We start from the raw sequence: 12,615 nt of genomic DNA, 5'->3' as shown, positions 1-12,615 counted from the left end.
GGCAATAGGACTTTAAAAAGCGTTAAATAATTCGAAAAAATAAAACATTTTTAACCTATATTGTTAACAAAAACGAAATAGTATCTACGTTATCTGCGTAATCCCATAATTGAGGGTTTTGCGTTTCTCCAAAAGCGATACTGTTTTGAACAAGACTATTACTAACAATACATTGTATTTGCTCTTTTTCATTTATTAACCTTTGTTGTAGATCAGCTATGGTTTCATAGCGCTCGTAAAAGACACTTGAAATAGGAGAGGCGTAACTTGAATCCTCTTTTAAGGTCAAAAAACCATTGTCAAGAAGCTTAAAATTACTCATTAAAAATACAGCCTTATTGTAATCATAATTATTGGCATATTTTTCATAGTGAATCACATCCTGATATTCAAAAATAGCTTCAAAAAAAGGATCGAAAATATAGTCTTTTGGGACAAAAAGTTTAGATACATTTCGACATCCTAGTCCAAAATACCTAAATATATCTTCTCCTAAAGCAATTAACTGCTCTTTGGACTCTGAACCATTTAGTACTGCAACAGAATTTCTGTTTTTTCTGATAATGGATGGTTTACCTTTAAAATAATATTCAAAATAACGAGCTGTATTGTTGCTTCCAGTTGCTATTACAGCATCAAAATTTTCTAGTTTTCCTTCAACAAACGTGATTTTTTCAGCTAATTCAGGTTCAATGGCGATAATGTATTTTGCTAAAAAAGGAAGTAAATGTTGGTCGTTTGATGATGTTTTTATTAAAACATTATGGCCAGTCATTAATACAGTCAGAAAATCATGAAACCCTACCAGAGGGATATTTCCCGCTAAAATTAAAGCAACGTTCTTGGCTTTTATATTTTCAATTGCGTAGACAGATGTCCATTTCGTTAAATTATCTTCGGTCAGTGCTTTGGCCCAAGATTGGATAGAAAAGTATACATGTTCAGGTGTATACCATCCATTATGGGACTGGGAAAGTTTTATTAAATTGATGAATTCTTCGAAAAAGAGGTCATTATATAGTACGCTTGTTTTTTTTGAATCATTATCTTGAGAAAATTGGCTTAAAAATTTTCCTAATTCAACAAAAACACTTTTTTTTGTTTCTAATGTCATAATGTTTGCTTATGAATTGTTTTGATTGTAATTTTGCACAAAAATAAGCATAATAAAGTCGAAGTCAAAAGTCATCAAGTCAAAAGATTGAATTGTCTTTTAACTTTGAGACTATAAGGCTTAAGACATATAAACTTTAAGATAAATTACGATGGCTATTATTATAACAGATGAATGTATAAATTGTGGTGCTTGCGAACCAGAGTGCCCTAATACAGCTATATATGAAGGTGCGGATGACTGGAGATATAAAGATGGAACAAAATTGGTAGGGAAGGTGATTTTACCAGATGGAACAGAGGTTGATTCAGATGCTGCTCAAACTCCAATTTCTGATGAAGTTTACTATATTGTACCTGGTAAGTGTACGGAGTGTAAAGGATTTCATGATGAGCCGCAATGTGCTGCTGTTTGTCCTGTAGATTGTTGTATTCCAGATGATAACCATGTGGAAACTGAAGAAACCTTGTTAAATAGACAAGCTTTTCTGCATAATGAATAAGTTTAATTTAATTTAAGCACAAAAAAAACCTGAACTCTCGTTCAGGTTTTTTTTGTGCTATGTCTTATTTTTTATTTTTCAATAACATAAGTAGTAACAGTGATTGTGTCTGTCGCTTCATCATACGATTCTAGAACTAAATTTCCATCACCATCAAAATAACCAAATGAAGTTTTGTTTTTAGATTTATAGATGTAATTGTTATTCGATGTTTTTCTTAAGATAGCTGATTTTTTTCCGTCAGGAGAAAAAACAGTATAACCACTTTTATCATTAGAAACTTGGTATTTTACTCCGTCTAATTCGTAATAAGCAGATCGGTCTACGTCAATTAATTTAGTAACTCCATCAGCCGTGATTTTTGTTGTTGCGGTAACTTCAACAGGAGTTTCTTTTGTGTCTTTGTTTAAAACTTTTGAATCGGCATCCATTAATTCAACTGCTTGAACTTCTTTTATTTCTTCTGTTTTAACCAATTTTTTCTCCCCTTGGGAATCTTTTATTGTTGTAATATTGGTTTTTACTTCTGTTTTTACATTTTTGTTTTGTGCTTGACTATTAAACGAAAGTAAAAAAGCAACCATTCCTAAAGCTATAATTTTCATGATATTTGTTTTTAATGATTTGTATATCACAAAAATACAAATAGATGTTAGCTTAATTATTATATGATTTTAATAAAAGATTATATTATTTACGCTATTGTCAAAACTAAATAAGGTTAAATTTTAAGAATTCTTTTTTTTGCTACAATAACATAGGTATCATAGGCATAGGTTTTTCGATCTATGGTTTTTATGATTTCAAAATTATTTATGTATAATAAAAGCTGAATTTCGTTTAGTGTAAAAATACGTACGGTTGAAAAATCATTCGCTATTAATTCTTTTTCGCCATTGGTAATAGTGAAGTATTTTGCATTCCATTCTAGCATAAAGTTGTCTAAGGAGGTTGTTTCCCAATTGCTTTCCCTTAAATAGTTCACTCCTTCATGTTTAGCTTCATGTTTAATTTTTTGATTTTCATTTACAAAAGGGATAAACCGGTTAGCATCTATAAAATCAAAGATTATAATTCCTTCGTCATTAATATTGTTGATTAAACACGTAAAGGTTTCGTTAATGTCATCATTTGAAGTTAAATAACTTGTAGATCTGCCTGTTATAAGAATAGCATCGACTGGTTTATCCAGGTTGAAATCACGCATGTCTCCGTGAATAAAAAGACAGTTTTTATTCCTTTGCTGCGCAATAGCAATCATATTTTTACTGTAATCTAATCCTTTGTAATCTTGTTTGTTTTCTTGAAAGCGTTTGGCAAGATTGCCAGTACCACTTCCTATCTCTAGTATACTTTTGCAATTATTTTCTTGAATAAGGGAGTTGTAAAACTGATACTCTTCATCATAATCAACAAAAGTTTGATACATAGCGTCGTATATAGTTGCCATTTTTTCATTGTATAGTGATGCCATAAGATGCTCTTTTAATACGGTTTCTGGATAAATGCTTTTTGAGTGTATTGATTAATTTTAAAATGAATACGTACGATATAAATTTATGAAAAAATGAAGTATAAAAAAAGGCTGTCGAAAGACAGCCTTTTAAAATTATAATTATTCGATAACCGAATTAGAATTTATAGTTCATTGATAAATTGAACATAGTTCCTAATTGACTAAAGTGAAAACCATCATAAGTCATTCGAGAATAACGTTGGTTAAAAGTAATCAAGTTTGATTGGTTTTTAACCTGAGCAGCATCAGCTAATAAAGCAGCACCTGCAGCATTTTCAGCTTTAAATTTCCATTCTGGTAATACATTTAACAAGTTATTTGCATTAAAAGAGAATGTTAATTTCTCAGTTGCTGAGAAAGAAACTCCTAAGTCAGTAACAATTTTAGGTGTAAATTCTGTTCTTAAGTTTGAATCTAAACCATCTTGTTTGAAAGTAGTTTTTCCAAAATAAGTATTGTTAAGAGAAAATCCGAATTTTCCAATTTCATAATTTGCTCCCAAAATCCATTTAGTGTCTGGTCTAGAAGTAAACATTAAAGCATCTAATGTAGGGCTGAAATTATTACTTTTTACTGGAGAAATTCTTTCGTTTTGAATGGTAACGTTTCCAGATAAGTTGAAAGCAAGTTTTCCAGTTCCTAATTCAATGTTAGTATAGTTAGCAACAAAATCTAAACCTGAAGTTCTTGAATCAAATGAATTCTCAAACCAAGCCACTGTACCAAATTGAGTTTCTACTTTGTCTCCTAAAACGATTCTGTCAGCAACTTTAATATTGTAATAATCTACAGTAAAGTTGAAGTTTCTAGAAGGTTTTGCACCAATACCAACAGTAATATTAGTTGATTTTTCAGCATCTAATTTAGGAATTCCTAAGATACGAGCTTGTGGAGATGAGTTGTTGATTAATCCACTTACTTGAATTCCTTGACCAGGAACAAAAGAGTATTGCGATTTTTGAGTGTAAATTTGGTGTAATGTAGGTGCTCTGAAACCAGTAGAAACAGACCCTCTTAATGTAATTTTATCATCGGCAAATTTATATCTTGAACTTATTTTCCAAACTGTTGCTCCACCAAAGTCACTATAGTCTTCATAACGAATAGTACCGTTTATTAAGAAATCTTTAGTTACATCGTAAGCAACATCTAAATATGCTCCTAAGTTGTAGCGATTCCATTTTCCAGAGTTTTCTGGTCTGTTACCTGCAAATGAATCAGCTCCAATTCCATCCCAAGATGCTTTGTCTCCTTCGATAACTTCAAAAGTTTCTGTTCTCATTTCCGAACCAAAACCAATACTAATTTTATCAGATAATACTTTAGATATGTCTAAATTCCCTACAATATGGTTGAATGCAGTTCCTCCTGGTTTAAAAGAGATTGGGCTGTTTTCAAGGTAAACATTATTTCCATTTTCGTCTTGTATGTCAGATCTGTTATGAGAATTGTTTACACTGTAAGTTTGTGTGTTACCACCAACTGTAATACTCGCATCTGTGTTCCAGTCATTTTTTGTTGACTTGTATCCAAATGTTCCATTATAGTCATTCAAATCTCCTTCAAATGTTGGAACATAACCTTGGTAAGACGCTGGTGTACCATTTCCAAAGAAGTCTTTTAAGTAAGGATAATCAGATAATGTTCTCCAGTATGGAGTTCTATAATTCGCAAATGAGTTTACCTTTTTGTAAACGTATGCGGCATTGTAGTAAAGTTGAGATGTTTCACTTAACTCTTTTCCACCATTCACTAAGAATTTTGCAGCAGCAGTTTCAGGAGAACCGTTGATGTTTCCTGCATCTGGGTGTTTAGCAAGGAAAGCTTGAACATCTGATAAAGAAGCACCAAAATCTCCAGCTTCACCAGCTGCATCTACTGTACCTGGTCTGTTTGATTGGTTTACTTTAGAGAAATCTACAGTATAGTTTACGAAACCTTTATCCCCAACAGTAGAACCATTGTTTAAACTCACGCCTAACATTTCGCCATCACCTTCAGAAGTCATTCCACTTCTTACTGTAACTGAACCTCCATTAGTACTTTTCTTTAAGATAATATTCATTACCCCAGCAATTGCATCAGAACCGTATTGTGCAGATGCACCATCACGAAGTATTTCTACTCTTTCGATAGCGTCAGTAGGTATAGCAGAAATATCTGCACCTGTTTCACCACGTCCTGGAGAAGTTTGTACGTAAAGCAATGAACTTAAGTTTTTACGTTTTCCATTGATAAGGATTAATGTTCTACTTGGTCCCATATTTCTAATTTCATATGGATCAAGTAATGAAGTCGCATCATTCACTGGTGTTTGTACCGTATTAAAAGATGGAATTTTGTACTGTAATGCTTTGTCAAAAGTTGCTTGACCTGTAGATGTTAAATCTTTAGAAGAAATTACATCGATTGGTAATGCAGATGTAGTGTTACTTCTAGGAGCAGTTCTTGTTCCTGTAACTACAATTTCATCTAAGGCTTGACCACCTTCTTCTGATAAAACTACATTAACAGTTGAGCCAGTTGCTGCTTTTTCTACTTTAGAAAAACCAATGTAACTAAAAACTAAAGTAGCTCCCTCTTTAACTTTTATTTTGTATGCTCCGTCGATATTTGTTGAAACGCCATTGTTTGTTCCTTTTTCGACAATGTTAACTCCCGGCAATCCCGCTCCAGAGTTATCTTTAACTACTCCAGAAATTTCTTTTTGAGCAAAAAGAATACTGACATTTAGTAGTAAAAAAAGTAATGTGATTTTTTTCATAATTTAATTAAGTTTGGTTTTTGGTTTAAAATCTTGTGCAATATAGTATTTTTTTAACATAACATTAATATATCGTCTGTATTTCTAAAAATAAATGGGAGATAATTAAAATTTCACAATCTAATTACGGAATCAATAAATTGTTACAAAAATTATTATTACTTTGATAAAATGTTTAAAAATACCTCTGTTCCTATAAATTTTAGGTTTATTTTCACTAATAGGTTTTTTAAATCTTATATTTGCAAACTTTTAAAGTTAATACTAAAAACGGATAGCGTAAACTCTATTTGTAAACATAAATAAAATGAAAGCAGGAATTGTAGGATTGCCAAATGTTGGAAAATCAACATTATTTAATTGTTTGTCAAATGCAAAAGCGCAAAGTGCTAACTTTCCTTTTTGTACAATTGAACCTAATATAGGTGTCGTAAATGTACCAGATCCTAGAATTGAAAAATTAGAGGAATTAGTAAAACCAGAACGCGTTCAAATGGCTACTGTTGATATTGTTGATATTGCAGGTTTAGTTAAAGGAGCAAGTAAGGGGGAAGGATTGGGAAATCAATTTCTTGGAAATATTAGAGAGTGTAATGCAATCATTCATGTATTACGTTGTTTTGATAATGATAATATAGTACACGTTGACGGAAATGTAAACCCTATACGTGATAAGGAAACGATTGATATCGAGTTGCAATTAAAAGATTTAGAGAATGTTGAAAAACGTTTGGAAAAAGTAAATCGTGCAGCTAAAACTGGAAATAAAGAAGCGCAAACTGAAAAAGCACTTTTAGACAGAATAAGAGAAACGTTATTACAAGCAAAATCAGCTAGAACAATAACTCCTCAAAATAATGATGAAGAAGTTTTGATGGAAGGTTTTCAATTGATTACTGCAAAACCAGTATTATATGTATGTAATGTTGATGAAAATTCAGCAGTGACAGGAAATAAGTATGTAGATTTAGTTCGTGAATTAGTTAAAGATGAAGATGCTGAAGTGATTATCCTTTCCGTAGGTGCTGAGGCAGATATTACAGAATTGGAAAGCTACGAAGAGCGTCAAGTTTTTCTTGAAGATATGGGATTAACTGAGCCAGGAGCATCAGTCCTTATTCGTGCAGCATACAAATTATTAAAACAACAAACTTATTTTACCGCAGGTGTTAAGGAAGTTCGTGCTTGGACAATTGACGTGGGTTCAACTGCACCACAAGCAGCTGGAGTAATTCACACTGATTTTGAAAAAGGATTTATCCGTGCCGAAGTAATTTCATACGAAGACTTTGTTCACTATGGTTCTGAGGCAAAAGCAAAAGAAGCTGGGAAATTTAAAGTTGAAGGAAAAGAATATATTGTGAAAGATGGAGATGTAATGCATTTCCGTTTCAACGTATAATCAGATAGATTAGAAAATAGAAAATAGGTAAAGCCTGCAAAAGTAATTTTGCAGGCTTTTTTGATTGTTAACAAGATTATAAATTAACAATTAAATAATTTATTTTTTACTAAGTTTAAGTCGTAGAATTTTTAGGAAACAATTAAAAGAATATGAGAAAGCAATTTGGAGCAAAACCGTCAAAAAACGAAATAGAAAAATATTCAAAATCAGAGTATTGGAACGGTACCATTTTTGAAAACCTGGAAGAAACCAGTATGGACTTTTTATTGTCTAATATGCCTAAATTTTTGCGTAAGCAGTTTTGTGAAAAAGAGGGTAGAGAAGCAAAGTCCTTGTCCGTTGTGCCGTTTGATAGTGAATTATTTATAAATACACATCAATCTATGCAAAGCATATGGTATGGACATTCAGCAATATATATGCAATTGAAAAACAAGAATATTTTAATCGACCCCATGTTTGGTTCTGATGCGGCTCCGATTGCACCATTCAAAGTAAAGCGTTTTAGTGATTCAACACTCACGATTATTGACAGTTTCCCTGAAATTGATTTGGTGCTAATATCACATGACCATTATGATCATTTAGATTATGAAAGTATTTTAAAACTTAAAGAAAAAACGAAGTTGTTTTATGTTGCTTTAGGGGTGAAAAGGCATTTAGTTTCTTGGGGAATTCCGGCAGATATAATTACTGAATTTAATTGGTGGGAGGAGTCTGTCTTTAATGGTATAAAAATTACGTTCACACCCACACGGCATTTTTCAGGAAGAGGATTGACAGATAGAGCTAAATCGCTTTGGGGCGGTTGGGTTTTTAACACAGAAGAAGAAAATATTTGGTTCAGCGGTGATAGTGGTTATGGTACACATTTTAAAGAAATAGGAGAACGTTTAGGACCTTTCGATTTTGCTTTTATGGAATGTGGTCAATACAATGAAAACTGGCATCAAATTCATATGTATCCTGAGGAGAGTGTTCAGGCTGCAATAGATGCAAAAGTTCGAAATTGTATGCCAGTGCATTGGGCAGGTTTTGCGTTAGCGCAACATGCATGGAAAGAGCCAGTTGAGCGATTTTCAGAAAAAGCAGCTACTGAAAAATTGAATTTCATCACCCCGAAAATGGGAGAGTTATTCAGTGCTAACTTTACCGATAGCTTAAAATGGTGGGAAATGGAATAGTAGTTTTCAAATTCCTAAAGTTTCAGAGGTTAATGGCTCAAAATTTAAATCGAATAAATTCGTCTGCCATTTTTTAAGTATATTTATAAAAAATACGGTTTATGAAAATAATCGCCTTTGGCGCAAGCCCTAGTAAAAACTCAATCAATAAAAAATTAGCTACGTATGCGGCGTCTTTATTTGAAAATGCCGAGGTGGAAATATTGGATTTGAATGATTTTCAGATGCCTTTATTTAGTGTTGATATCGAGGAAGAAATTGGTCAGCATCCTTTGGCACAGGCGTTTTTAGATAAAATAGTGTCGGCCGATATTTTAGTGGTTTCTATGGCAGAAAATAACGGGAACTATTCAGCAGCATTTAAAAATATTTTTGATTGGTGTTCCAGAATTAAGGGTAAAGTTTTTCAAGAAAAGCCTATGCTTCTAATGGCTACTTCTAATGGGAAAAGAGGGGGCGCAACCGTATTAGAAATTGCAAAAAATGCTTTTCCTCGTTACGGAGCTGAAATTAAAGCTACTTTTTCCTTACCTAGTTTCTATGATAATTTTGATATCGCAAACAATAAGATTTCTAATCCCCAATTGGATGAGGAATTGAATGGAATTGTAAATAATTTCTAATTTTTTAGATAAGTTCCATCGATATTTTAAAAGTTCACCCTAATGATTATTGCAAAAAAGTCAACTACCTAGGTCTGATCCTTTTTTAGAAACCCAAAGTAGTCTTATTGGTGCTGTATAATTGTGCTTTACTAAAAGCTGTTGTTTCACATGAAAGGTATATTTTTTTTCCATCTAATGAACCAAAAGCAATTCCTTCGGTTTGCCAGTCATTGGAACTATTTCCTATTATTTTTTCAACAACAGTTCCTGAAAAAAACGAATCGTCATTAAAATTAGTCAAACTGTAAACAAAAGAATTTTTATGACCAGAAGGGGAGTAACCTACTAAAATTACTTCATTAGTTTGAGCATTGTAATCTCCACCAGTGACCAACCCATTTACGTTATAACTTGCTAATGATGATACGGAATACTGACCCGGAGTTTTGGAGAGTTTATAAATGCTGGTTTTATTATCTCCTCTATTTTTAGTAAAAATATATAAATTATCTGCTTTTGAAATAATGGTTTCGCAATCAAAATTATGAGTGCTTGAAGAAATGAAACTCGTTTGTTCATTATAAGAAAAAGCAATAGCTTCGGCTGTTACATTAACCGTTTTGGCTGTTTCGTTTATAAACTGTGCTTTGCTGATTTTTAGAACTTTTAAATCTTTTCGGATTCCATCATTATTTCCAAAATCACCTAAATAGATATAATTATCATCGGCTGTAATATCTTCCCAATCTACGTTTGGAAAATTTGTAACGGTTATAGACTGCAGCAAAGTTCCATCGGCAGGATTTACTTTGTAAAAAACATTAGGGTTTCCGGAATCATTAAAGGTGTAAATAGAACCATTTGTCAAGACAATCCCAGAGGATTCAGGTGCATAGGACCACATCAAGCCTACTTCGGAAACCAAAGGAGTGTTTACTATTGGCTCAACGACAACGGGGTCAATAATAACTTCAGGTTCTGCTGTTTTAGTAGTGTCGGTAGTACAGCTTGTTAGAAATATGCTGTAAAAACAAAATGCAATTAGGGAAGAGTATTTCATTATTTTTAATTTAAAATTTATTAATTTCTGGAATCCAAATTTGGTTGATTTCAAAAAGTGCTGGATTTTTTGGATTTACTGTAACTTCGACAGCGTGCATATCAGCTTCGCCAAATACCTGCAATCGGGTGAAGTTTAGCACTGTTTTTTTTAACTCCACATTTTCATACAATGGTTTATCTACTTTGTATTCATGAGAATCACCATTTACTAAAAGCACTGGCTTTTTGTATGTTTCTACTCGTTTTTGAAGTTCTTTAAGGAAAGTTACAAACCCCTCTTTTCCTTTATCGGGTGTAATCATATCTGCATGTTCAAAGATGACAATCCCTAAAGAATTGTCCTTTTTTGCTTGTTCAAAAACGGTATTCAACCAAAAAATATTAGCATTTGAACGCTCATAAAATTCTTCATTTGAATTTAAATTATCAGTATTGAAATTGTTATTTGAGCCTACAAGATGAATGGTGGCAAATGAAATCCCGTTGTACTTCCACATTTTATTTTCAACATATTTCGCATAAGCAACATTTGACGATTCTGAACTTAACTCCATTGTTGATTTGCCTAAACTATGTAAAGTGTCCCTAAAGAATTGTACTCTAATTGCAGATAAACGTTCATTGGTAGTGTAAGAGCCCGCTTGAGGTTTTCCACAATCTGTCCATTCATTATCGCCAGGAGTATAGATTAATGGTTTTTTGAAGCTATTGAAATAACCTAAAATTTTTTGAAAAGCAGTATCTGAGCATGGTGTTTTGCTCGATTTAAAATCTCCTACAAAAACATTAAAAGCTTGATTGCGTTTGTTAAGTGCTGCAATTACATTTTCAAATTTCAGATTGTCTTTGGGTAAATTGTAGGGCATATCACCTAATACAATGAAAGTAAAAGGCGTTTTCTTGTTTTGAGAAAAACTGAATGAATGTATTAATATAGATACAAATAGAATACAGAAGCGTAATTTCATAATTCAAAAAAAATAAAAAAAGACGGATGGATTTCCCAGCCGCCTTTCTAATTAAAATAAATTTTATTAATTATGTAGATTACCTAAACCATTTTTAGGGAATGCGCCTAAATCAACATTTGGAGGAGTAACGGTGGCTTTTAGATATTGATTTGTTAGAGAAGCTGTTGCATTAACTGCAGTAAATGAAGCGTTCCCTTTACCAATTGCTGGTGAATCAGCAGCTAAGTGAAAATCATAATTTCCTTGAAAGTTATACAAAGTTAAATTTGCTATAACAGGAACAGGTAACGGGAAGTTTACAAATTTAGGATTGTTTTGACCTACTAATTGCGGAGCGTTATATACTGCGCCATTAACATAGCCTACTGGTAAGAAAGAAGAAGGTAAAGGAAGATCAGTAGGTTGGGGAGTTGTTGCATGAGTAGTTGGGTAAAACTCATTTACAATTGCGGCAGTGTCACCATAACTTAAGTTATTACCATAAAAACAATTGGCAAAATCGGCAGCTGGGTTTTCTAAAATACGCAAGCCTGTTCTACAATTCACAAATAGATTGTTGTACACTTTTCCTTTGGCACCTTGCTCAATATTAGCATTAGCACCACGGTCTGGATCTACACTTCTAAAACCACCAGATACATACGTATTGTTATACATATTGATTTCCGTTTGAACGCTTCCGTAAGTACCTTTATTAGATGCTTTTGTACCTCCTTTAGCGGTTCCTATGATTAAGTTATAAGCCATGTCTCCTATGCTTGAATTTTTTACGTTAAAACAGTCCCCATCATTATAAGCAACTTTTTCAACTGTATTTCTCATGATGTGTATTTTTCCTCCATTTGCACGAACAGCATCTGTAGTTGAACCATAAACCCATGAATCTTCTAGAATTAAAATTCCATCAGGATTACCAAATTTGATATTGAATAAATCATCTCCAGATTTGTACCCTTGATCAGCATTTAAGTCATCTGCAGTTCCTCCTGCAAAATCTAAATGAGTCCATTTGATATCCAATAAAGAACAAGTGGCTTCACATTGAATACCTCCCCAAAGCTTTCCATCTGGTTTCAAAGCTGGATCAGTATTAGGATCTTGTAGTGTTGTTAATTTATAATTAGCTGGATTCAAATAAGCATCTTTTCCAGTAATCCAGTTTGGATTTTCTTTTGTTCCCAATGAAATAAAGACACCTTTTACAATTAATTCTGCAGCAGGATTTGTAGCTAATAATTTTACACCACTTTGCATAACCAATGTATCATTAGCATTAATGGTTACTTTTGAATTAAAATAATAGGTTTTGCCTGATTCCATTGTTCCTTTTACACTTCCAGAAAGGGTTTCTCCTGTAATAGTAGTACTAGCTTTAAATTGCGGTGTTGAGACTTGATCATTACTGCAAGAGGATAAAGCTATTAATGCTAAAGCTATAATTCCAAAATTTAATTTATTTTTCATTGTTTAATTTATTTATAGTTGTTTTGTT

The 12,615-nt window shown here is 32.6% G+C and carries 11 protein-coding genes; 4 read left to right on the top strand and 7 right to left on the bottom strand.

Annotation, left to right across the window (positions count from 1 at the left end):
- Positions 1-55: 55 nt before the first annotated feature.
- A complete protein-coding gene (locus tag AB3G34_RS09535; RefSeq protein ID WP_369752290.1) occupies positions 56-1,114 on the bottom strand; it encodes an acyl-CoA reductase in 1,059 nt (352 codons plus the stop codon).
- A 151-nt stretch (positions 1,115-1,265) separates the two neighbouring features.
- Between AB3G34_RS09535 and AB3G34_RS09530 the strand changes: the two genes are divergently transcribed.
- A complete protein-coding gene (locus AB3G34_RS09530; protein ID WP_269222303.1) occupies positions 1,266-1,616 on the top strand; it encodes a 4Fe-4S dicluster domain-containing protein in 351 nt (116 codons plus the stop codon).
- Positions 1,617-1,687: 71 nt separating this feature from the next.
- On the opposite strand, the gene AB3G34_RS09525 is transcribed toward AB3G34_RS09530, so the two are convergent.
- The 3 genes from AB3G34_RS09525 to AB3G34_RS09515 form a co-directional block, all read right to left on the bottom strand.
- On the bottom strand, positions 1,688-2,221 hold the full coding sequence (locus AB3G34_RS09525) for a hypothetical protein (protein ID WP_369752288.1): 534 nt from the start codon (positions 2,219-2,221) through the stop codon (positions 1,688-1,690).
- A gap of 116 nt (positions 2,222-2,337) precedes the next feature.
- Positions 2,338-3,090, bottom strand: coding sequence for a class I SAM-dependent methyltransferase (locus AB3G34_RS09520; RefSeq protein WP_369752287.1), 753 nt, complete (start codon positions 3,088-3,090; stop codon positions 2,338-2,340).
- Positions 3,091-3,247: 157 nt separating this feature from the next.
- The gene (locus tag AB3G34_RS09515) at positions 3,248-5,896 is read right to left on the bottom strand and encodes a TonB-dependent receptor domain-containing protein (RefSeq protein WP_369752286.1); all 2,649 of its coding nucleotides are present in this window, start codon (positions 5,894-5,896) and stop codon (positions 3,248-3,250) included.
- A gap of 307 nt (positions 5,897-6,203) precedes the next feature.
- Between AB3G34_RS09515 and ychF the strand changes: the two genes are divergently transcribed.
- The 3 genes from ychF to AB3G34_RS09500 all read left to right on the top strand — a co-directional run bounded on the left by ychF (position 6,204) and on the right by AB3G34_RS09500 (position 9,108).
- Positions 6,204-7,298: a redox-regulated ATPase YchF gene (ychF, locus tag AB3G34_RS09510; protein WP_367754358.1), complete on the top strand. Its 1,095-nt coding sequence runs from the start codon at positions 6,204-6,206 to the stop codon at positions 7,296-7,298.
- Between the two features lie 152 nt (positions 7,299-7,450).
- Entirely contained in the window at positions 7,451-8,485 is a 1,035-nt protein-coding gene (locus AB3G34_RS09505) for an MBL fold metallo-hydrolase (protein WP_369752284.1), read from the top strand.
- Positions 8,486-8,586: 101 nt separating this feature from the next.
- Entirely contained in the window at positions 8,587-9,108 is a 522-nt protein-coding gene (locus AB3G34_RS09500; RefSeq protein WP_367771189.1) for an NADPH-dependent FMN reductase, read from the top strand.
- Positions 9,109-9,193: 85 nt separating this feature from the next.
- Here the strand turns inward: AB3G34_RS09500 and AB3G34_RS09495 are convergent, their stop codons facing one another.
- From AB3G34_RS09495 to AB3G34_RS09485, 3 genes are all read right to left on the bottom strand, one after another.
- The gene (locus AB3G34_RS09495) at positions 9,194-10,150 is read right to left on the bottom strand and encodes a hypothetical protein (protein ID WP_369752283.1); all 957 of its coding nucleotides are present in this window, start codon (positions 10,148-10,150) and stop codon (positions 9,194-9,196) included.
- A 10-nt stretch (positions 10,151-10,160) separates the two neighbouring features.
- Entirely contained in the window at positions 10,161-11,120 is a 960-nt protein-coding gene (locus AB3G34_RS09490) for a hypothetical protein (protein ID WP_369752282.1), read from the bottom strand.
- Between the two features lie 66 nt (positions 11,121-11,186).
- Entirely contained in the window at positions 11,187-12,587 is a 1,401-nt protein-coding gene (locus AB3G34_RS09485; protein ID WP_367771180.1) for a hypothetical protein, read from the bottom strand.
- Positions 12,588-12,615 lie beyond the last annotated feature (28 nt).

Source organism: Flavobacterium sp. WC2409, assembly GCF_041200085.1.
Taxonomy (GTDB): Bacteria; Bacteroidota; Bacteroidia; order Flavobacteriales; family Flavobacteriaceae; genus Flavobacterium.
This window is presented reverse-complemented; position numbering and strand designations above follow the sequence as displayed.

What these genes read in the sequence shown, in the direction of transcription:
- AB3G34_RS09535 (WP_369752290.1), bottom strand. Translation starts at nt 1,114, where the DNA reads ATGACATTAGAAACAAAAAAAAGTGTTTTTGTTGAATTAGGAAAATTT.
- AB3G34_RS09530 (WP_269222303.1), top strand. Translation starts at nt 1,266, where the DNA reads ATGGCTATTATTATAACAGATGAATGTATAAATTGTGGTGCTTGCGAA.
- AB3G34_RS09525 (WP_369752288.1), bottom strand. Translation starts at nt 2,221, where the DNA reads ATGAAAATTATAGCTTTAGGAATGGTTGCTTTTTTACTTTCGTTTAAT.
- AB3G34_RS09520 (WP_369752287.1), bottom strand. Translation starts at nt 3,090, where the DNA reads ATGGCATCACTATACAATGAAAAAATGGCAACTATATACGACGCTATG.
- AB3G34_RS09515 (WP_369752286.1), bottom strand. Translation starts at nt 5,896, where the DNA reads ATGAAAAAAATCACATTACTTTTTTTACTACTAAATGTCAGTATTCTT.
- ychF (WP_367754358.1), top strand. Translation starts at nt 6,204, where the DNA reads ATGAAAGCAGGAATTGTAGGATTGCCAAATGTTGGAAAATCAACATTA.
- AB3G34_RS09505 (WP_369752284.1), top strand. Translation starts at nt 7,451, where the DNA reads ATGAGAAAGCAATTTGGAGCAAAACCGTCAAAAAACGAAATAGAAAAA.
- AB3G34_RS09500 (WP_367771189.1), top strand. Translation starts at nt 8,587, where the DNA reads ATGAAAATAATCGCCTTTGGCGCAAGCCCTAGTAAAAACTCAATCAAT.
- AB3G34_RS09495 (WP_369752283.1), bottom strand. Translation starts at nt 10,150, where the DNA reads ATGAAATACTCTTCCCTAATTGCATTTTGTTTTTACAGCATATTTCTA.
- AB3G34_RS09490 (WP_369752282.1), bottom strand. Translation starts at nt 11,120, where the DNA reads ATGAAATTACGCTTCTGTATTCTATTTGTATCTATATTAATACATTCA.
- AB3G34_RS09485 (WP_367771180.1), bottom strand. Translation starts at nt 12,587, where the DNA reads ATGAAAAATAAATTAAATTTTGGAATTATAGCTTTAGCATTAATAGCT.